The sequence below is a fragment of the Ginsengibacter hankyongi genome (assembly GCF_008710285.1).
GTDB classification, from domain to species: Bacteria; Bacteroidota; Bacteroidia; order Chitinophagales; family Chitinophagaceae; genus Ginsengibacter; species Ginsengibacter hankyongi.
Map to the genome: position 1 here is coordinate 350,496 of NZ_VYQF01000003.1, position 22,051 is coordinate 372,546.

19 protein-coding genes are annotated in these 22,051 nt (G+C 35.9%); 7 read left to right on the forward strand and 12 right to left on the reverse strand.

Going from position 1 to position 22,051, the window contains the following annotated elements; translation table 11 throughout:
• Positions 1-92 precede the first annotated feature (92 nt).
• Together FW778_RS13805 and FW778_RS13810 are read left to right on the forward strand one after the other, a co-directional pair.
• A complete protein-coding gene (locus FW778_RS13805) occupies positions 93-500 on the forward strand; it encodes a DoxX family protein (RefSeq protein WP_150415341.1) in 408 nt (135 codons plus the stop codon).
• Between the two features lie 65 nt (positions 501-565).
• Positions 566-973: an acyl-CoA thioesterase gene (locus tag FW778_RS13810; protein ID WP_150415342.1), complete on the forward strand. Its 408-nt coding sequence runs from the start codon at positions 566-568 to the stop codon at positions 971-973.
• Between the two features lie 53 nt (positions 974-1,026).
• Here FW778_RS13810 and FW778_RS13815 read toward each other — a convergent pair whose 3' ends face one another.
• A complete protein-coding gene (locus FW778_RS13815) occupies positions 1,027-2,013 on the reverse strand; it encodes a YeiH family protein (protein WP_150415343.1) in 987 nt (328 codons plus the stop codon).
• A 76-nt stretch (positions 2,014-2,089) separates the two neighbouring features.
• Positions 2,090-2,983 carry a LysR family transcriptional regulator gene (locus tag FW778_RS13820; RefSeq protein WP_150415344.1) on the reverse strand — a complete coding sequence of 298 codons (894 nt, stop codon included), beginning with the start codon at positions 2,981-2,983 and terminating at the stop codon, positions 2,090-2,092.
• Between the two features lie 244 nt (positions 2,984-3,227).
• On the opposite strand from FW778_RS13820, the gene FW778_RS13825 reads away from it, so the two are divergent.
• From FW778_RS13825 to FW778_RS13835, 3 genes are all read left to right on the forward strand, one after another.
• Positions 3,228-3,896, forward strand: coding sequence for a response regulator transcription factor (locus FW778_RS13825; protein ID WP_150415345.1), 669 nt, complete (start codon positions 3,228-3,230; stop codon positions 3,894-3,896).
• Positions 3,897-5,153 (forward strand): sensor histidine kinase, encoded by a 1,257-nt coding sequence (locus FW778_RS13830; protein WP_150415346.1) that lies wholly within the window; start codon positions 3,897-3,899, stop codon positions 5,151-5,153.
• Between the two features lie 159 nt (positions 5,154-5,312).
• Positions 5,313-6,275, forward strand: coding sequence for a phosphatase PAP2 family protein (locus FW778_RS13835; protein ID WP_202552242.1), 963 nt, complete (start codon positions 5,313-5,315; stop codon positions 6,273-6,275).
• A gap of 366 nt (positions 6,276-6,641) precedes the next feature.
• Here the strand turns inward: FW778_RS13835 and FW778_RS13840 are convergent, their stop codons facing one another.
• From FW778_RS13840 to FW778_RS13885, 10 genes are all read right to left on the reverse strand, one after another.
• On the reverse strand, positions 6,642-8,165 hold the full coding sequence (locus tag FW778_RS13840) for a type I restriction-modification system subunit M (RefSeq protein WP_150415348.1): 1,524 nt from the start codon (positions 8,163-8,165) through the stop codon (positions 6,642-6,644).
• 225 nt (positions 8,166-8,390) lie between these two features.
• Positions 8,391-8,786 carry a GxxExxY protein gene (locus FW778_RS13845; RefSeq protein ID WP_150415349.1) on the reverse strand — a complete coding sequence of 132 codons (396 nt, stop codon included), beginning with the start codon at positions 8,784-8,786 and terminating at the stop codon, positions 8,391-8,393.
• Positions 8,787-8,911: 125 nt separating this feature from the next.
• Positions 8,912-10,480: a reverse transcriptase domain-containing protein gene (locus tag FW778_RS13855; protein ID WP_150415350.1), complete on the reverse strand. Its 1,569-nt coding sequence runs from the start codon at positions 10,478-10,480 to the stop codon at positions 8,912-8,914.
• Positions 10,481-10,958: 478 nt separating this feature from the next.
• Positions 10,959-11,108: a hypothetical protein gene (locus tag FW778_RS23155; RefSeq protein WP_202552243.1), complete on the reverse strand. Its 150-nt coding sequence runs from the start codon at positions 11,106-11,108 to the stop codon at positions 10,959-10,961.
• 16 nt (positions 11,109-11,124) lie between these two features.
• Entirely contained in the window at positions 11,125-12,102 is a 978-nt protein-coding gene (locus FW778_RS13860) for an HNH endonuclease family protein (protein ID WP_150415351.1), read from the reverse strand.
• A gap of 1 nt (position 12,103) precedes the next feature.
• Positions 12,104-14,044, reverse strand: a complete 1,941-nt coding sequence (locus FW778_RS13865) for an AAA family ATPase (protein WP_150415352.1) — start codon at positions 14,042-14,044, stop codon at positions 12,104-12,106.
• A gap of 2 nt (positions 14,045-14,046) precedes the next feature.
• Positions 14,047-15,330: a restriction endonuclease subunit S gene (locus tag FW778_RS13870; RefSeq protein ID WP_150415353.1), complete on the reverse strand. Its 1,284-nt coding sequence runs from the start codon at positions 15,328-15,330 to the stop codon at positions 14,047-14,049.
• The gene (locus FW778_RS13875) at positions 15,327-16,049 is read right to left on the reverse strand and encodes a DUF5131 family protein (RefSeq protein WP_150415354.1); all 723 of its coding nucleotides are present in this window, start codon (positions 16,047-16,049) and stop codon (positions 15,327-15,329) included. Before FW778_RS13875 ends, FW778_RS13870 begins: the two co-directional genes overlap by 4 nt.
• A gap of 2 nt (positions 16,050-16,051) precedes the next feature.
• Entirely contained in the window at positions 16,052-16,930 is an 879-nt protein-coding gene (gene tcmP / locus FW778_RS13880; RefSeq protein WP_202552244.1) for a three-Cys-motif partner protein TcmP, read from the reverse strand.
• Between the two features lie 17 nt (positions 16,931-16,947).
• Complete coding sequence (locus FW778_RS13885; RefSeq protein WP_150415356.1) at positions 16,948-19,707, reverse strand: type I restriction endonuclease subunit R; 2,760 nt, start codon at positions 19,705-19,707, stop codon at positions 16,948-16,950.
• 1,092 nt (positions 19,708-20,799) lie between these two features.
• On the opposite strand from FW778_RS13885, the gene FW778_RS13890 reads away from it, so the two are divergent.
• Positions 20,800-21,447, forward strand: a complete 648-nt coding sequence (locus FW778_RS13890) for a DUF6266 family protein (RefSeq protein ID WP_150415357.1) — start codon at positions 20,800-20,802, stop codon at positions 21,445-21,447.
• 118 nt (positions 21,448-21,565) lie between these two features.
• Positions 21,566-22,003: a PepSY-like domain-containing protein gene (locus FW778_RS13895; protein WP_150415358.1), complete on the forward strand. Its 438-nt coding sequence runs from the start codon at positions 21,566-21,568 to the stop codon at positions 22,001-22,003.
• Positions 22,004-22,051 lie beyond the last annotated feature (48 nt).

Sequence of the window (22,051 nt, forward strand, 5' to 3'; positions counted from 1 at the left end):
CATTCCAGTTATTTCTTCAACGATAAATATATTGATGAAAATAAAACACTTTAAATTGCATCAATCTTTGTTAACACAATTGTAAAAAAAATATGAAAAGAATTCTTTCGACGAAATACTCTGCAGGTGCTTTCAATTTTTCGATGCTGATATTGCGTTTAGGCCTGGGCGTTTTAATGCTTAGTCATGGTTATGGCAAACTCGTTCATTTCCACGGAATGAAAGGGAGTTTTATAAATTTCCTCGGCCTCGGTTCTACCCTCTCACTCTCGCTGGATATTTTTGCAGAATTTTTTTGTTCTATATTCTTAATACTTGGTTTGTTTACAAGGCTTGCAGTAATTCCCATTATGATTGCGATGTCTGTTGCTTTAATTAAAGTGCATCATGGAGATATATTTGGTGCAGGCGAAAGAGCCGCGATCTATCTCGCTTGTTCAATAGCCATACTTTTTTGCGGGCCTGGAAAAATTAGTGTAGATGGAATGATCGGTAAGTAAGGCCATCGCCAACTATTCATTCTTCATTCTCAATTTTTAATTCTTAATTCTTAATTTAAAAACCATTGTTTACACACAAAACACCCATAAGAATTCATTACGCACTTACCGATCAAATGGGTTTCGTGTATCATGGGCACTATGCGCAGTTTTATGAGATCGGAAGAACAGAAGCATTGCGAAGCCTTGGCATTACTTATAAAAGTGTTGAGGAGTTAGGCGTTATAATGCCGGTTGTTGAAATTCATACAAAATTTTTACGCCCTGCAAAATACGATGACCTTATAACGGTTGTAACAAAAGTTACGGAAATGCCTTTGCATCATAAAATAGTTTTTCACGGAGAAATTTATAACGAAAACAATGAATTGCTGAATACCGGAACAGTAACATTGTACTTTATGAATGCCAAAACAATGAAGCGTTGCGATATGCCGGATATGATAAAAGAAAAAATAAAAGAATTCTTTTAAAATAAATTCTTATTATAGCCCAAAGTCAAAATTGCACCATACTGCCAGCTATATTATTGCGCCAAAGACGTTACCGCCCATAGTGCAGCAACAGAAATAATTGCCCATAAAATAATTCCCTGCACCAATGGCTTAAAACCTACGGATTGTAATACTTTGCGTGACAATCCACACCCGATAAGAAACAGCGTTAATGTTAAACCCGCGGTAGCAAAACCAGTTAAATAGTGACTGAATTTATGTACAAAAGGAACATAGGTGTTAACTACTATCGCTGCAACAAACAACCCAATGAAATAGGGAATTTTTATTTTACCTCCTTTATTTTTAAAAATTAGAGTTGATAAAAAAGCTACCGGGATAATCCATAACGCCCGCGCCAGTTTTACGGTAGTGGCTACTTCCAAAGCATGTGCTCCATACCGGCCCGCGGCACCCACCACCGAACTGGTATCGTGTATGGCAATGGCGCACCATAAGCCAAATTGAGTTTCTGATAAATTAAGTGCATGTCCAATAGCAGGGAATAAAAAAAGCGCAATTGAATTTAGAATAAATATCGTACCCAGTGCTACTGATATTTGTTTTTCTTCGGCTTTAATTACAGGAGATATTGCAGCGATAGCGCTGCCACCGCAAATGGCAGTGCCTGCACAGATAAGGTAAGATGTTTTCTTTTCAATCTTTAAAAACTTACCTAATAAAAAACCGGTTACCAATGTACCGGTAATAGATACAATGGTAAATAAAATTCCTTCTCTTCCGGCCTTCAATGCACTGGTTACATTCATTCCAAAACCTAAACCAACCACTGAAACCTGTAATAAAATATGAGTGGCTTTATTATTAAGGTGGAGGTAAGGATGCCCGATAAATTGAGCAACCACCAACCCCATTACCAAAGCAATGGGTGGAGTAATCAGCGGTGTTAAACAAAAGACTACTGCCAGTAAAAATATTACTTCTCTTGTGGTGATGCTCCGGTCTAATAACGGTTTTACTTTTTTTGGCGTGGCCGTTAATACTGTTGTTTCTTCCATCTGCTAACTTTGCTTTTGATAATACAAAGTTCATCACAGTGAAAGGGGAAAAGAAATCGCTATTGGTAATACCTCATTACCTGAAGTTATAGTGGCTGGCAAATTTCATGAACAGGTCGGGAAGTGCCTCCGATTGGCCATGTTGCTGAATGAAATAAAAATGCCGTTCGATGTTGAGGCCTTTTACATCTATTATACAACATTCTTTGTGCTGCAATTCTTTTAATATGGAATGAATGGAAAGAAAAGCCATTGCATCAGAATTTAATAAATACAGTTTCATACTTTCTGTACTTCCTAACTGCATTTCATTTTGCAATTGCGATATTTTTATCCCTAATGGTTTTAAAGCATGTGCAATAACTTCCAAAGTTCCGGAACCAGGCTCCCGCAGCAACAGCGGAATCTTTAAAAGCTCTTCCGGCTTAATCATATCCTTCTTAGCGAGCGGGTGATTGATATTGGCCACGAGCACCAACTCGTCTTTTACAAATTCGGTGTATTTAAATAAATTATTTTTTGATTGTCCTTCAATAATCCCGAGGTCAATGTTTTTATTTTGTAAAGCCTCTTCAATTTTTTCTGTATTGTTGGTAGTTAAAGTAATTTTTATGTCCTTAAACTTTTTATGAAAAGCGGCCAGTACAGGTGGCAATACATATTGAGCTACGGTGGTACTTGCTCCAATTCTTAGCTTACCTTTTTGCTGTCGGGTAAAAGTATTCAGTTCAAACTCCAGGTTGCGGTACACAGTAAAAAGCTGATCGGTATGGTGCAGGAGTGTTTCTCCTGCCGGCGTCAATTTTATTTTAGTTCCATTGCGCTCAAACAATTTCAGTTTAAAATAATTTTCTATTTCCTGTATGTGTTTGGTTACCGCCGGTTGCGTAATAAATAATTCCTCCGCAGCTTTCGTAAAGTTGAGGCGTCTGGCAACCGTATTAAAAACCTGTAATCGAAAGTCAAACATGTAAGGCGTTGAAAATATTTAAAAATGATTAAATGTACGTAAAGTAAGGTTGAACTTAAATAACAGAATTCATTATAAAACTATACGACACATCACATGCTGAAGAAAGAATGAATAAGGAAATGCATTCCCGCCAAAGAAAGCCTTGTCAAATTTTAAGGTATTTACAGGTTAATTGTAACCATTAGAAAGTTCTTCAAAATAACCTCAGATTCATTTTGTAATTTTTCCCAAAATTTATAGTTTGAAAATTCTCATTATTGAAGATGAAAAAGAATTAAGCGAAAGCATCGCTGCTTACCTTAAGGGCCAGAATTATATTTGCGAAATAGCTGCCGATTTTAATAAAGCCATTGAAAAAACAGAATTGTATGATTATGACTGCATCCTGCTTGACATAACGCTACCAGGTGGCAGCGGCCTGGAAATATTAAAGGAATTAAAGGCCAATAATAAACTGGATGGCGTGTTAATCATTTCAGCAAAAAATTCTCTGGATGATAAAGTAACCGGCCTTACACTGGGCGCTGATGATTACCTGGCAAAGCCGTTTCATCTTTCTGAATTGAGTGCAAGAGTGGCCGCCATTATACGCAGGAAAAACTTTGACGGAAGTGATATACTGAATTTTCAAAACATAAGCATTGATACACGGGCCAAGACAGTATTGGTAAATGACAAGCCATTGGAACTTACTAAGAAAGAATATGAACTGTTGTTATATTTTATCAGCAATAAAAAGAAAGTAATTTCTAAAAATGCAATTGCCGAACACCTGTGGGGCGATGATATGCAGGGCAATAATGATTTTATTTATACCCATATTAAAAATTTAAGAAAAAAATTAATGGAGGCCGGTGATGCGGATTATATTAAATCTGTTTATGGAATGGGATATAAATTTTCAGTGTAAATGAAATTGCTTGCTAAATATAACCGGGTTAACGTGGTGGCCACCATCATCGTATTATTACTCAGCGCGGTCATTTATTATTTTTTTATAGAAAAAACTCTGGTCTACCAGTTAGATAAGAACCTGGTAGTTGAAGAAAAAGAAATAAAAGATTATATAATCGAGAATAATGCTTTGCCGGAGCCCTCTTATTCTAAAGATGAGCAGGAAGTTTATACAAGTGTAACCGACAAAAATGTGAAGCGTTCATTCAGTAGTGTTGAATTGTATAATAAAGATCATGATGAAAATATTGATTACCGCCAATTGGAATTTCCGGTAACAGTCAACGGAAAATTTTATAAAGCCGATGTAAGAAAATCGCAGGAAGAAACGGAAGATGTTGTGCAACTGATTCTAAAAATTACGCTCACCATTGTTTTACTATTGCTTGCTATCCTTTTTATTATTAACAGGTTTGTGCTAAGCAAACTCTGGAAACCTTTTAACTCAACATTAGAGCAGATAAAGCAATTCAATGTATCCGGGAAAGATAACATCCATTTTGAACCATCAAATATTAATGAGTTTACGGAGCTCAATGCTGCGGTAAATGTTATGACAAAAAAAGCTATTGGCGATTATAATGAAATTAAAAGCTTTACAGAAAATGCCTCACATGAAATTCAAACACCTTTGGCAATTATAAGATCGAAGCTCGAACTGCTGAGCCAGTCAGAAAACCTGAAAGAAGAACAAATGAATGCCATACAATCGATATCAGAAACTACCAGCCGGCTTTCTAAATTAAATCAATCGCTCATTTTACTCACCAAAATAGATAACCGTCAATTTAAAGAAACAGAAGATGTAAACCTGAGCGTTTTGCTGCACCGACATTTAAATAACTATGAAGAATTATTGAATGCAAAAGGGATTGTTACCACAAAAAACATTGCTGAGCCCGTTTTTGTAACAATGAATGAAACGCTGGCGGAAACCTTAATTGTAAACCTGCTTACTAACGCGATAAAGCACAATGTTGAAAAGGGTTCTATAACCATTACTTTAAACGAACATGCTTTATCCATTTCCAACACTGGTAAAGCGCTAAACGAAAATCCCGCCATTTATTTCGAGCGGTTTAAAAAAGAATCTGCTTCTAATGACTCTATGGGTCTTGGCTTGTCGATAGTAAAAAAAATTTGTGACACCTACCATTTTACGATTAGCTATACCCATCAGAATATGATGCACACGGTTACTGTAAATTTTTAACAAATAAAGTTGGCTGGTTCATCGAATTTATGCATCTTAGGAATTGGCTGATGTTTTTCCTATAAATTTTTGAGTTAAAATAAAACAGGTACACATATTGCAATATCGATGAAACATACTTTTTTAATACCTATAAAACACTTTTAAATAATGAAATTGATGACGAGATGGTCTTTGTTCTTGCTTTTAACAATACCTGTGGCAGGATTTTCCCAAAAAACAGATACCCTGATAAACAAGCTGGATAGCTTAAGCAGGAAGACAGACAGTGCCGGTGGCCAGATCAATAATATTTCACCCAAAGCGTATAATGACGAAACACGCATAACTTTTAATAGTTATTTTACTCTATTAGGCAGCGATTTAAAGCAATCTTTTACCAAGCCTTTCCACATGAAGAAGCGCGACTGGGGAAATTTGGGGAAATTTGCATTGGTGGCTGGGGCACTTTCTTTTGCCGATGAGCCTATTCAACAGGGAGCAGTGAAACTTCGAACCAATCATTCCGGAATTGCCACCACCAGTAAATACATTACCAACTTTGGCGGCATTTACGAGGCGTACACGTTAGCGGCAATAGGAGCTTACGGTTTTATATTTAAAAAAGTAAAAATGCAAACAACCACTTTACTTGCCACCCAGGCCTATATAGCCGCCGCCGCCGTAGAGAGTGTTACTAAATTCTTATCCGGGCGAACGCGTCCTTCTTACTATCCACCCGGCACGGAAGCGGAGCCTAGATTCCTGGGACCCTTTTCAAAAACCGCGACCAGTGCGAGTGGCAAAAAAGTATACAGCTCTTTTCCATCGGGACATACCACCGTGGCATTTGCTGCTGCAACCGTGTTTGCCTTAGAGTATAAAGACAAACCACTCATCCCGATTGTGGCCTATAGTGCAGCAACCATGATTGGCCTGAGCCGGATTACAGAAAATAAACACTGGAGCACGGATGTGCTGGTAGGGGCAGCTTTAGGTTTTTTAACCGGTAAAGAAGTAGTTAATAACTACCACCGCTACTCGAAGTTAAAAGCGCCGGGTCAAAAAAAGAATACAGTATCGTTTAACCTCAATTACGCTGCCGGCCATTTTGAGCCGGGATTGGTTTATAAGTTTAGATAGTAAAATCCGGGTTAGCATTTTTGAGCAATATTCACGAATTGCCTGTATATAAATAGGATTAAGTGGTTTGTTCGTAAATCATGCAGCAACAGATTTATTAAATTGTAGTAAGTTCCTTAGTGACTTTTGGTGGGTAGGAAATTCCAGGAGAGCACGAAGCGTTCCTTCGGAACGCCTGGTGTGGTTTTATTGCATCTTCTATCCAAAAGTTGCGCCCGGATGCCTGGCCGGCGTTTCACGAGTCGATCTCATTTATTGAAAAATTATTGGTCTTAAAATCGGATTACTCTGCATGTAAAGCATTGATTGCGCAATATCGGTATTAGCAAAGTGAAGACGTTTCTCATTTGAATTAATAATTATATTTTAATTATCTTTTACATTCAACGCCGCAATTATCGCTTTAAAACTTTCCAACCCCGCCTCTAAATTCTCTACAATATCCAAAGCCAATACATCAGGATCGGGAAGATTATCTAAATCAGCCAATGATTTGTCTTTCAGCCAGGTGATGTCTAAAGATGTTTTATCTCTTGCAATGATTTCATCATAAGTAAATTTTCTCCAGCGGCCTTCGGGTCCTGAGCCTGTCGAAGGATCTTCACTGAATGTTTCTTTTCGTTTATGCCTGTTCGTTGGGTTATAACATTCTATAAAATCTTTTAAGTCATCCAGCTTTAGTGGATTCTTTTTTAAAGTATGGTGAATGTTGGTTCGGTAATCATATATCCAGACTTCTTTTGTCCATGGGTCTTTGCTGGATGGCTTGCCATCCCAGAATAAAACATTTGCTTTTACTCCATTGGCGTAAAATATTCCCGTGGGTAAACGCAGTATTGTATGTAGGTCGGTCGTTTCGAGTAATTTCTTCCTAACGGTTTCTCCTGCCCCACCTTCAAACAAAACATTATCTGGCAATACAACTGCAGCCAGGCCAGTTGTTTTAAGCATTGACTTTATATGCTGTACAAAGTTGAGTTGCTTGTTGCTGGTAGTCACCCAAAAATCCTGGCGGTTATAAGTGAGTTCTTCTTTCTCCTGTTCGCCTTCTTCGTTAGTAAAAGTCATGCTGCTTTTTTTACCAAAGGGGGGATTGGCCAGTACATAATCATATCTTGTTTCAGATGCTGCAATTAATGAATCGTTGGGAGATATCATTACATGATCACTGTCTATATCACCAATATTATGCAGGAACAAATTCATTAAGGCAAGCCTTCTCGTACCTGCTACAATTTCATTTCCGAAAAACGTATCGTACTTCAAAAATTTCTTTTGTTCCTGGTCGAGGGTATAATTATTTTCATCGGTAATAAAATCATAAGATGCTAAAAAGAAACCTCCGGTGCCACATGCAGGGTCAGCTATCGTTTTCATGGGCTCGGGGCGCAAACATTCCACCATGCATTTTATCAACGCTCTCGGGGTAAAGTATTGGCCGGCGCCGCTCTTGGTATCTTCTGCATTTTTCTCCAGCAGGCCTTCATAAATATCGCCTTTGTCTTTTACGCCCATCAGCACCCATTGCTCCGCATTAATGAGCGCAATGAGTTTATATAATTTTGCCGGGTCTGTTATTTTATTCTGGCTCTTGGTAAATATTTGTCCGAGTATGCCTTTTTCTTTTGCGAGTTCCCGAAGCAGGTTATTATAATGCACTTCCAGTGCATCACCACTTTTATTGGTAAGTGTTTCCCATGAATAAGCTGCGGGAATGGGCATCGTACGGTTATATGGGGGCTTATTATATTCATCTGCCATTTTTAAAAAAAGCAAATAAGTAAGCTGCTCTAAATAATCACCATAGCCTACCCCATCATCACGAAGGGTGTTGCAGAAGGCCCATACTTTAGAGACAATGCTAGAAGTGCTTGTTGTATTGTTGCTCATTGCGTTAATTGTTTTGAACTATGATTTTATTGATTTTTTGATTAACTATGATTTTTTATATTCAACTATTATAGGAATCTTTTTGATAGACTTTGATTTTGAATTTTTATAAAATCATAGTATTCATTCTATCATTTTTAATCATAGTTCAGACGATTTTATTGATTTTTTGATGAACTATGATTCTTTTTTTAGATAATCATAGTATTCATTCAATCATTTTAATCATAGTCCAGATTTTTTAGGTTTCATCATTCTTTTAAATTCGAGGCTTCTGGCGCCAAAATTTATTAGTAATCCTATATCCATCTTATACGCTTCGAGGTAATTGATCGCCTGTGCCAATTGCACATCATCTAATTGAATGATTGCTTTCAACTCAACCATGATCTTTCCTTCAACAAAAAAATCTACCCTGCGTGTTCCAATATTTTCCCCTTTATAAAATATTTCCATTTCATGTTCCCTGCTATACGAAATTTTTTGCTGATTCATTTCTACAGCCAATGCCCGCTGGTAAATTACTTCCTGGAAACCGTTACCAAGAATGCAGTGTACTTCCATACAACAACCAATAATTCTTCCCGTTAGCTCACTTTCAGGATATTTTTCATTAATCATAAATCCTAGTATTCATTTAATCAAATAAAAATCATAGTTCAGACAACTGCCATAGCCTACACCACCATCGCGAAGGGTGTTGCAAAAGGCCCATACTTTGGAGACGATTTGATTATTTGACATTATTATGATTTCCTAATTAATTTATTTAAAATGTTCCAATGCCTTTTGGTTTGTTGCTTAATTTTATTATTAATCATAATATTGGAAGCTTTATAAGCGTAAGACAAAAAATTTCCCCAGTTATATGAATCAGATTTGATAAATTTTTTCTCCTCTTCATTCCAGGTATATTTCCTCGTTCTTTTTGCTCCCTTATAAGAAAACCTTTTGAATATTCTTCTTTTAAAAATCACTCCACTGTTAACACAAAATCTTCTGTTTGCGTAATGTTTTGCTCTTCGAATAGTACGTTTCATTTTTCTATAATATCCAGATAAACTGGCAGATTTTAGAAATACGTGAGAACCATTAAATTCAAAGCCCAAATAAATTAAGTTCTTATTCCAATTAATTACTCCTTCAAATTCTTGACCGCAAAGAAGTTTGTCATTTTCACGTTTAAAGTGAAAAATTTGTGTCTTATTCTTTTGAATTTCTAAGTCATAGTTTGCAATTTCTCTATAAATTATTTCTTTTAAATCATCTTTTACTTTCAGTGGGCAAACTATTACTATATCATCGGAATATCGCCTATAAATTCCTTTGTGTAATGAAGTGAATTTATTTATTATTTTATCAAAGTGTAGAAGATATATGTTGGCTAAAACTGAACTAATTGGTGATCCCTGAGGAATACCAAAATTTCGACGAACAACAGTTCCATTTTTAAGTCTTTTTGTTTTTGATGGTTGCAATAGTTTACCCTTTAAGTTTAGAAATTCATCTTTACTGCAAAAGGCGATAGCATTTTGGTTTCTCAAATAACTTATTCTATCAACCTTTTTTTGTTTAATTTCTAAAGGTTGACCAAGCCTATTAATTTTTCTTGTATAAATTTTATCCTTGAATTCCTCAAAGATGTCCACAATATCAACGTAACTAAATCGCGTTATGTTTTTAAATACATTAAAATGATCTGGCGGTAGCTTTTCATTTTCGCCCTCCTTCCTGATAACTTCGGCCCAGGTTTTTCTAAGCTTTGTGTGGTTAAGATTGTCAAAAAAGCAGGATATATCAAAGGCAATTACCGCAAAATCATTTTCCTTATAATTTACTATGTGTTTAAAAACATCGTTCGCGAATTCAATATTACACTTATTAGCATAATCTGGTTTTTTTGAATCTATTGGAATTGTGCGGTACGCATTTACAACTTCATTTAGATTGTATTCGGGATCTTTTATTTTATTCTCATAGCAATCTGAAAGGAATTTTGTGTAATAGCTGAAGATTAATGAATCAAGATGGCTGGCATAAAACAATTCTCTTTTTTTTACATCAGCCTTCCTCAAAGGCTTGTTTTGGTTTCTATAATGATCATGAACTTTCCCGTCGTTACTTGAATAAACTTTTCGAAACTTCTTGACTTTTGAGGTTTTATGGATAAAGGGTAAAAAAGAATGTTTTGCAACCTTCTCAGGGTCTGTAACATATTTTTCAATCCATTTGTAACGGTCACTATAATTTAAAGGTAATCCGATATGTGGGTACCTCTTTAGTCTAAACCAATCCTTTTGTTCCTTTTCTTTCATTCAAAAAAAAGTGAGTAGTGAAGACCCAATGCGAAGCTATTTGCTTTTAGAATTGGTTGCCCAATTCCTGAAATATGCATGCTTTTACGACACAGAAATGTCGCTCCGACTCAAGCTGGGTAGCGAAATATTAATTGTACATTTATTAATAAATTCAATAATGAACCTATATAAATATTCAATCGTAAAGGTATTCCCGTCAGTTATTACACTTCTGGGGCATCTTATAGCCGTAGTTGGAATTGAAATTAATTCAATCCTCCCTTGGATTTCTGAAATACCTTTTCCTCAACAGTTTTTCTTTCGAGCATGTTGAGCTTAACAAGACTTTCGTCTATACCATAAAACGCATACTTCGGCTCTTCAACTACTCACACTATTTTATATTAACTTAAAATGTTGCAATTTCAAAATACAATGTATAATTTTTTTACTTCAACTCACACACAGGCCACTCAAACGTCTTCTCTAAAATACTTTACTTAATTCCACGGCCTGTTGCCGAGTATGGGTTATTACAATCTAATTCCAGTTCATCACTACTTTTATTGGTAAGTGCCGGCCACAAATACGCTGCAGGTATAGGCATTACACAGTTATACGGCAGCTTGCTATATGTTTGTTGCATTACTATTCCTCATAATTTAGATTAATCCTAGTTCTTTAGAAATATCGGTTGTTAACTTAGATAATACTCGCTTATGGTAGTCTTCTTCATCTATATAATTACTCACAATTAACTTCTTTACTTCTTCTTTATTTTTAAACAGGCTTCCAGAAAAACGAGCATAAAGTTCATTTATATATTCTTCATTATATACAATAGATTTCTGTATCAGTTCATCCACATAGTCTTTATGCATATTATAAAGTTTGGTCAATTGAAATGTGGTAATGTTTTCAAATGCTGCTTTAACCTTTTCTCCATTCCAGGTTGATAAATTCCCTTTCCTAAATCGTATTCGGTATGCTTCGGACTTTCCATTAATAAATCCAATGTTTTTAGGCTTAATTGAAAAAACAATATTTTGTCCAAATCCTTCAAGGTATGGGTGGATGTTTTTTTTAAGACTAAATTCTTTGAACCCCTTAAAATTAGAATTACAAACATGACAACTTGGTACAAGATTATAAAAACTTAAAGCCAAATAGGGATATGCAGATTTTGAAAAGAAATGATCATATTCGAATCTAGTTCCTTTTATAGAATCATTCCCTAAAAGGAAAGTGTAGGTCCGATTGCAATACGGGCAAACTGTAATGCCTATTTTTTTTGCTAATTCATACGCTCTCCATTTATCATAATCTTCATAATAGAAAGCATTTAATATCTCCGCTTTCAATGCATCATTTAATATGTGTCCATGAGTGGAATCAAATAATTGTGCAAATGCACTTAATTCCTTCGGAGGTGCAGTTATAATAGAAAAGCCTGACGAATCTTTAAGAAGGCTATCTAACAGGTCTTGAAACATTGCCACAATGCCTGGATTCCCTGCGTGTTGACTAATACGCTTTCTTAACCTAATTTCAATGTTCCATTCTTTGCCAACTTTTTTTGTTAGGTTATTATAATGAAACTTCAAAATTTCTTGTTCATTGTTTAATTGAATTTTAACCATGCTAAAGTTTTAAATGCTTTTCTATTTTATCCAATCTTTCATGAAGGTTCAAATTAAAACGATCATTATACATTTGAAAAAGCTTATGTCTTAAAATTGGCTCCCCTATTTGCTGAATAATTTTTCTAATCATCTCTCTTTTTTCCATGGGTATTTCGTATCCTGAGGACAGTTCTTTGATGACATCATCTATCTTCTCAGACGCAAAATCCCCTATTAATCCATTTTTAATAAAGAAAGAGTCTGATAACAACGTATAAATATTTGAGGCAAATGTTTCTTTCTGATCGTTCAAACTATCTTTTACAATGGTTTTTGTTATTATAGTTTGTTTTTCTTCAGAATATGAAGAAGTTTTTTCTAAAAAAATTGTACAGTCATTTGGAAGATCAGAAGCGGGGATTGGAGAATTTGTTGTAAGAATAATTTGAATACTTCTCTTAACTCCATTTACCATCTTTGAGTAGACTCGTGGCAAATAATCTAATAAAAGATAAATAAACTTTTTTTGCCATGCTGGATGGAGATAGATATCTCCTTCATCTATCAAAACAATTAAATTCCTATTCAATTCGGTTATTACTTCCCCATTCGATAAAGAATAAAATCTTGAATATATATTAAACAAAGCTTTTTCTCCACTACTTAAGCTTCGCCATTTAAAATTAATGAAAGGCTTCAACCGATATGAATTTCGATAGTTGTTGTAGAATGTTTTAAAATCTTCTTTTGATGTTCCCGTCACCTTTACTGCCAAGATATTCAAATCACCAACAAGTAAATCATCTTTTGCGACTAACTCAGGAAGAAGTTTTATAAAATTCTTTATCCCTTCAATCCATTGGAAATGATTTTTATCGAAAGAAAAACTTAAACCATTAGATTGGTCTTTTATATCATCTAATATTCTTAAAGCAACTTCAGTTAGAGATTGTCTTTCTTTTGATGATTTATATTTAACACTAAATTTAATTTTTTCCGCAATTGCCCGATAGTGTGTAGCTAATTCCAGCAAGAAATTTAAGAGGCAACTTGCAATGAAATAGTTAGCTACTCTGGTTTTGCTATTTTTTGTTTTAATGTATTTTTTAAATACCTCAAGCAACTCCAAAAAATCATTCAAAATACCGTACTCTTCCAATATTTGTTTTTCCAATGCGGAAAAGCCAAGGTCATAATCAACCTCTTTTTTGGAAGTTAAAAAAATATATTCTGGCAACTCAAAGGGTATAAACTTTGCATGGATATATCTATTAACAAAGGATATTTGTCTTTCAATCTCTTCAAAAAGATGTATATCAATTTCCCGTTGATTTGTTTCATTATTGATGAGTCTGTTCTCTACATTTTTTAAATAATCATTCCTTATCAAAAAATTTGTCGATACCTCATAACCGCCCTTAAGTTCACTCTCTAATTCACCATCAAAAATGTTAGAAAAACTTATAAAATCCGTACTTGCAAATTCATTAATTGTAGGGATGCTAGATTTTACTTCAATAACCTTACCCTCATAAGTCTTCGTTTCTGTTTTATTAACTAGCTTTTCAATCTTAATTTTGAAATCATTGAGATTATGCTTTTTTATATCAAGCTGGTCAAAATGATAGACAATAACGTTTTCATTATTTTTTAGGGCAATTATTAATGGGTTCCTTATTCCTCCTGCACCATCAACAAAATTGTTTTTGATAAGCTTAAGTAAAGACGACTTGCCAGTTCCATTTTCTCCGATTATTGAAGTCACATTTAAAATTTTAGCAACATCTTCGACATCATTTTGAAGTCTAAAAAAATTTTCGATGTAATAAGGATTTTCACGAACAATCAATTCTTTAGATTCAGTTTTGTATGAAAACCGGTATTTCCCACCAAAATTAATATCCTGATTACTAACTCTTATTTCAGGAGCAGATAAAAAAAAGAGGTATAATATTTCCATATCTAAATAATTTTAAACCTATCTCCCGTAAACGCCTTCTTTAAAATACTTTGTCTTAATGTCTCTGCCTGTTGCAGGCTTTGGGTTATGCTTTCTTCCATTTTATCGGCTACGCTGAGACGGTTTTCGATTTCTTGAACGATTTTGTTTTGTTCTTCAATGGAACAATAGGGAATTAAGCAAGATTTTAATTGAGTCGTATTAATTCTTGGTCTTGTAGCCCCGTGAACTTCTTCTACGAGTTGATTGTAAACATTTTTAGTTGATAGAAAATAAGCCAAGTATCTATTATCAATCGTCTTTGGCGAAACCCTTATACAAAAGCAATCTGCTTTGTTGATAGCCTTGATTATAAACTTTGGTAAAATAGTTACTCGAATTTCTCCGATAATAAATGAAGAAAAAATAATATCCCCGGAACTAACTGTATGCTTTTGAATTGATAAATATTTTTCATCAGAGACAAATGTTTTGTATTCATCTTTAAAGGTCAATACTCCAATATTTTCAAGGCGTATTATTCTAATACCATCTTCTACATAATCAACACTTTTAAGATTAGATCCGAACGGACCATCAAATACTTTATCTGCCAATTCTCCCAGTCTAATCAATTTCCAACCTTTCGGCAATTCACCTTCTTTTACATTTTCATTTGTTAGCTTTCCCTCAAATGCCCATTTTAATACAGATTGCCGGTAACTTTTTAATTGCTGCTGTACGGCTTTTAATTGTTCTATGCCCTTGTCTAATTCACTAAATAGTTCTTCTATTTTGGAAACAATGGCTTGTTGGGTAGGTTTGGGAGGAAGAGGAATTGTTACTTTGTCGATAAAACCTGAACTAATTCCACCTTGTGCAGCACCTCTAAAATCTTCTAGTATTTCTTTGTTTCCTTTTGATGACCATATTTTATAAAAGGCAAATCGAGGCAAAACATCATCTGAAACTCTTACAATAAATACATGTTCATTTATAACTGCAAAATCAAAAGGAAAATTATTATTTACAAAAGAAGCTTTGCCTGTGGTAGCTCCATCTTTTACAACAATTATATCATCTTTTTGAATAACTCCCTTTTTCATTTGCTCAGCAAAATCTTTAGGCACAAACTTTATTTTCGAAAATTTGAATCCACCATTAAAGTCAAGATGTTCTGCACCGATACTCGGAATTCCAGAGATAATTCCTTGCACACCGCCTTTCGGTCTTTTACCACTTTCAAGTTCTTTGCATACTTCTCTCAACTTCACGCACTTCCAGTCTTTTGGTAATTCTTTACTCATAATTCTTCCACATTAAGTTCCGGCATTTCATCATAAGTTTGGCCGTTTAGCATCCTTCCTGTTTTCTTTTTATTAGTTCCTCCCCATTGTTTAAAGAAAAAAGCGACATTGGCGGCGGTGCATTGATCCATAATATCCAACACCCAATCTGCATCCATTGGCCTTGCCTTTCTCCCGCTTTCTCCGCCAACTATTACCCAATCAATATTTTGCAGATTCATATTATGCAGATGCCCTATCAAAGGCTCACAGGAAAGAAATTTAGTTCTTGCATTTGTTTGCCGTAGCAGATCAATACGGCTCATCACTCTTGAATCTTCTACAGATACACCCATCCATATATTATGAGTCCAGTTCAACTCATTATGTATTTCAAGCAACCTGTCTGCCCTCTTTGTTAATACCTGGAAAGTGTGTTGCCCGTTTTCATTCATTACTTTAAATACTTTTTGTATAAATTCCAGCGGTATATCTTTATGAAATAAATCACTCATTGAATTAACAAAAACCACCTTTTGCTTTTTCCATGTATAAGGAATGTTGAGTGCATCCTCATGCGTTCTTACCTTGAATCCATCTTTATATTTTTCAACACCCATTGCTTTTAAGCGCCGGGACATAACTTCTGCATAACAAAATTTACAACCGGCAGAGATTTTAGTACAACCGGTCGTTGGATTCCACGTCATTTCTGTCCATTCAATAGATGATTGTGCCATGGTTATATTTTTTTAATTATTTGATTAGCGATCTTTATTCCGGTTTGAACATTCGACGCAAAAACAAAATGAAAGAGTGGAACACCATTTCGGTTATCCAATCTTAGTGGTTCTTCTGTAACATATTTCCAAACACCTTTCATCCTTTCAACATAAATTTTTGCAATCATTTCTATAGGCTTTGAAATCTTACTTATTGACTCCTCTTCTCCAAACAGTGTTGTTTTTAATTCCTGTTTATAAAACACTCCCTTTATTTCTTCTTCTGATAAACCAAAAAAAGATTGAAGTTTTTCTGTGTATTTCAATTCACCTGCTTTATCCAATAACCTATTAACTATAATACCTGTCGGAACCAAAATCCAAACATCCGAACGAGTATCTTTTAAAGCTTTAATTGAACTCCAATCTATCTGCATCCCAAATGGATCGAGAAATACTAAAGCGGCATATTTATCAGATTTTAAAGCAGCAGCTAATTCGATGATCCACTTGTTGGCATCGCCTGATCTAAAAGCAATATTTCTTTTTGAAAGATCAACTTTTTTGCCAAGCTTATTCTTCAGCTTTTCTAAAGATTCTTCTTTTTTATCAATGAAATAATAATAATCAAACGCTAAATCATTTTCTAAAGTTAATACTCTTTCTGCCGCACCTTTGTAAACCCTCTCTTCCTCCTCTGTTATTTTTAATTGCTCGTATAAATCTGTAATTTGTTTTGCCTTTTCTTTTGATCCGCTACCGGCAAAACCGTCAAAATATATTGTTTTCCATTGAGGAAATCTTCTCATGATTGTGAGGTAAGCTTTCACATACTTTGCAAAAGCATCTAGTTTCTTTTCTGTCCATGGACCTCCCCAATCACCTGTCGGTTCACTCAATAAATTTGTGTTCCATGTCATGCTGCAAGTACTTCATTTAATTCATTAATAATTTCATCTGTCTTCTCACCAAACAACTGCCACATTTTCCCCAATCCTCCATTCTTATTAAAAGGGTCCAGTTCAAAATCTTCTTTCTCTACATGAAAACTGTTGGCAACATAATCTTTTATCATTCGCAGCCATTGCATTTGTTCTTCGGTAAATTTTAAGGTTCCGGCCTGTTTTTTAAATACCCAATCCTGGAAATTTTTATCAACTGTTTTATCATACCCAACTAATGTGTTATCTATGCCACTTACTTTGCGTATCAAACTTACCAGTGCAATCAATTCATTTTTTGGCGAGCCCTTCGACAGGCTCAGGGTGACACCCTTCGACAGGCTCTGGGTGACAGTTTGATAAGCATTCCATACATACATAGGAGCCAATAAAGGTTGTTCAGTTTTTATTTTTTCATACAGGTCTTTAATCATTTTGTAAGTAAGTTCCCTTCGTTGGTACGGTTGTCCATAAAAAATCTGCAGGGCTGTTATTTCATCTTTATGAGCTTCAATCCATGCAGTAAAATTGCTGATGGTTAATGATGCAGCAGCATGCTGATCTTTCACCCAGCCAATATTGGTTATTTCATCAACATTAATATGATCCATTACCTGGTCATATTTCTTTCTTACATCTATAATATAATTCCGCAACTCAGGATTATTAAAAACCGCAACCGCATCTTCTATTAATTTGGCATGTTCATTATTAATGGCTGCACCAATTTCGGCTGGAGATGCTCCCAACTTTTCACTTTCAATTTTCACTTTTAAAATATCGAGTGTATCCGGGTCATAGGCATTCAATAATTGTTTTACTACATGATTAATAGATTGTCCATTGGAGTGTTCCTCAAAAGTTGTTTTTTCTTTTTCATTAACCTGTTTATCGAGCCGCAATAAGCGATTGGCTAAGGAACTGAGAATATCTTCCTGTGTATTGCCCATGGCAACATTTTGTAAGAGATCTTTCAAACTCATGCCCGGCTTCTTCTCTAAAGGGCGGCTGTCTGTTTTCTGCGAACTCTCTACACCAATCGCATCAATAATTACAAAGTGATCTTTGGTAAACTTTGCCGAGGGGGTGCCTTTGGCTTTTAAATCTTCCAGTGAACAGGTACGGGTGCCGCGGCCTTTCATCTGCTCGTAATAGCTGCGGCTTTTTACATCCCGCATAAAAACCAATACTTCCAGCGGGCGGATATCGGTACCGGTAGCTATCATATCAACGGTTACGGCTATACGCGGATAATAATCATTACGAAACTGGCTGAGTACTGTCTTGGGATCTTCGTCACTTTTGTACGTTATCTTTTTACAAAATTTATTTTCTTCTGCAAATTCTTCCCTAACAATTTCAATAATATCTTCTGCATGAGAATCAGTCTTGGCGAAGATGAGTGTCTTAGGTATCTCAAATTTTCCATCTTTATCAATCCTGTCAGGGAACATGGATGGGATGTTTTCTTTTATACCACGAACTATTGTACGAATGGTACTCAGGTTTACAATATCCCTGTCTAATTGCTTACCACTATATTCAATGTCTTCGTCTACGCTCTCCCAAAATTTTATCCTGGTTTGTCTTTGGCGTTTATCAACTTTCTCGCCCATTTGAATCTTGCCACCGTCCTTAGTGATCTTTGTATCAATCGTAAATACATTGTAAGGAACCAGCACGCCGTCAATCACCGCTTTTTCATAACCATAATCACTAACAATATTTTTATTGAAGTAGCCGAAAGTCCTGTTGTCTGGCGTGGCCGTTAGTCCTATCTGGAATACATCAAAATAATCCAGCACCTGTTTCCATAAATTATAAATGCTGCGGTGGCACTCATCAATTACAATAAAATCAAAAAACTCTATCGGTACTTTTTCATTATAGATTACCGGCGCAGGCTCCCGTTCCTTATATTCATTGGGATTCATTTCTTCTGCGCTTTCATCCATTTCCTTATCCTGTAAAATAGAATACATGCGTTGTATGGTGGAGATGTACACCTGGTTATCATCCGGAATGTAACTGCTTTTCAATCTGGTTACTCCATACAGTTCTGTAAACTTCCTGTTATCATCATTAGGAACATAAGCCATGAATTCCTGTTCCGCCTGTTCGCCTAAATTCTTTGTGTCCACCAAAAACAAAATACGTTTTGCTTTGGCATATTTTAATAAGCGATAAATAAATGTAATAGCCGTATAAGTTTTACCGGAACCTGTAGCCATTTGTATCAATGCTTTTGGCCGGTAATCTTTAAAAGACTTTTCTAAATTATGAATAGCACCTACCTGGCAATCTCTTAATCCTGTTTCGGGCAATACAGGAATATTATGAAATCTTTTCCTTAATGAAGCATCCTGTTTACTCCATTCTAAAAAGGTGTCGGGACGATGAAAAGAAAATACTCCTCTTGCTCTTGGCTTCGGATCCCGGAAATTGGTAAACCTTGTTACTTCACCTGTACTTTCGTAAACAAACGGAAGCTTTTCATTATTTAATAATTTAAGTTTAGCGGAAGCATATCCTTCGGACTGCGTTTCATGTTCACTAAAATGAACTGCCTCTTCTATTCTCTTTGCTTCAATAATACCCACAGGCTTTTTATCAACAAACAACACATAATCGGCTGGCCCTACATCCGTTTGATATTCTGTAACGGCAATTCCTAAGCCTGCATTCAAATTGATTTTGTCTTTTGGCTGCACAATCCACCCCGATGCAAAAAGCATTCTATCAATTTTATCACGGGCAATCTGTTCAGGGTTTTGGTTCAAGTCAGGTTAAAAGGTTTGTTATTTAATTAAGATAAGCATTGCATTTAGGTTCCAAAAAAGAAGAATTCTCAATAAGCAATAGTATGTACCAAATATAAGGAAGAAAGAATTATTTAATCACGTAAATGCACAATCCTCAACACATTATAATTTTTGTTGATACAAGATTTGTATTAATTACTATACATCAATACATCTCGTTTAGCCTTATACGTTATATTGCTATTTTAAAAATCTTCAGTTTAAAATGAGGGTGGTTTTTAAACTTTCCTGTTAGTTTATTTAATTAGAGATTCAAATATATTAAATATCAGTTAATGAAAAACAGTATAGCCAAAAATAAACCGCATACAGTTATATATTGCTTCCTCCCCTATGGTAAGGCTTTCAGTGCCGGGTAATTTGTTGGTCAACAAAATTCAACAGTTCATCTCCTGTAATGCCTTCATCACCGGCGGCCAAATTTCTCCAATTGAAGCCTTTGTTGGATATATACCAGCAGTTCAGGTATGGCAGATGCGCTATCAATGTTCTATGCGTAGTCCGCTCCAGCTTTGCCACGATCTTCACGCATATCCTTACGAGTTGTTTTTATTTTGCCACAAGCATTGGTCATTGATTATCCTTTGTAATTTATTGCGTTTGGAAGCATTTGTAAAAACTTGTCTGCGTTTGCATAATCCAATTTCTCATAGATCATACCCAGGCGATTTAGATTTTTGTAGTACTCGTTCACATGATGGTAGTAGTGTTTTTCTGATTGAATATACCGGGCGGTTTCACCCAGCATTTGAGTAAGGTTTTTGAAACCTTATAGGTTTAATGAGCTACCTATCCTTCTTCTCTATACCTCCGCCCCACCTTCCCTATGCCTGTGCCCTGTGGAATTCGCTTGCCTTTCGCTATCCGTTCGATGATTGTTCGATTATAGTTCGTTTCTAATGATCGAATAACATTCGCAATAAATTCCATGTGTTCCCGTTTTTAACCAAACGCAGGTAGCCTTGAGGTAGCTGCCTGGCATCTATAACACTTAAATTTATTACAATGGCAACCATCCCTTCGGGAATACTCGGGCATTTTATAGGAAAGGCAGGCAATGTCAGCGGCTATATGCGCAACGGAAAAAACTTTCTGCGCAGCAGGCCCCGCAAAAGCAGGAAGCCGGCAAGCCCTGCGAGGCTGGCCCAACAGCAAAAGATAAAGGTGTGCGGTGAATTTACAAGAGCGTTCACAGGCACGGGATTTTTTAATATTACATTCCCGGCGTATGGCCATACGGGCTCGGGCTACAACAGGGCTACCAGTGCTTTGCTGAACCTGGCCATAACGGGAGCCTACCCGGATACTGCGCTCAGCTACGCGCAGGTGCTGGTATCAAAAGGGCAATTGCCTCCGGCACAGGATGCAACCGCAACGAATGATGCGGAAGGAAACATCTATTTCAACTGGACTGACAATTCCGGCGATGGTACGGCAAAGAAAAATGACCGGGCTATTATGGTTGCCTATTCCCCTGAAACCAAACAGGCCGTGTTCGCCTTCAGCGATGCCGAAAGAAAAGATGAAATGGCAATACTGGGAACCGGTTCAATAAAAGGAGCCGTGCAAACCTGGCTCGGGTTTCTAAGCGCCGATGAAACCCATGCGGCTAACAGCGTTTATACCGGGGAGCTGGTTTTAAGTAAAATTTAGCCTGGTAGAAATCCAAAAGAACTTAAATCCATACCTTAATATATTTGCGTTATCCTTCAAATTTTCCTCAAATTCACTTTTTAATTTCGTCCTCACGATAAAATATAAAAAAGCAACTATGAAGAAGATTATTAGCGCCGTGGCAATTTTGTTGGCGAGTACCGCGTTTGTTTTTTCACAACAACACGAAGGGCATAAACATATCGTTGTTCCCCGAATGGTGAAAACATCTTTATACAAAAAATATCCTGCAGCAAAGAGAGTAACCTGGGAAAAAGAAAATGGCAACTATGAAGCTAACTGGGGCGGTAAAAGCGGCGAAGCCAATTCTGTACAATTTAAGCCGGACGGAACTTTCATTGAAATAGTAAAAGAAATTCCCGTAAATCAATTACCTGAACTTGTAATTGTATATATAAACAAACATTACAAAGAACCAAAAATTACGGAAGCCGGAAAAGTAACCGATGCGCAGGGAAATTTATTTTATGAAGCCGAGGTTAAAGGAAGGGATGTTATATTTGACAAAGACGGCAAATTCGTAAAAGCGGAATGAATGTTTTTGATAGCCATCAAATAGTAACTGCCTCAACAATTGAGGCAG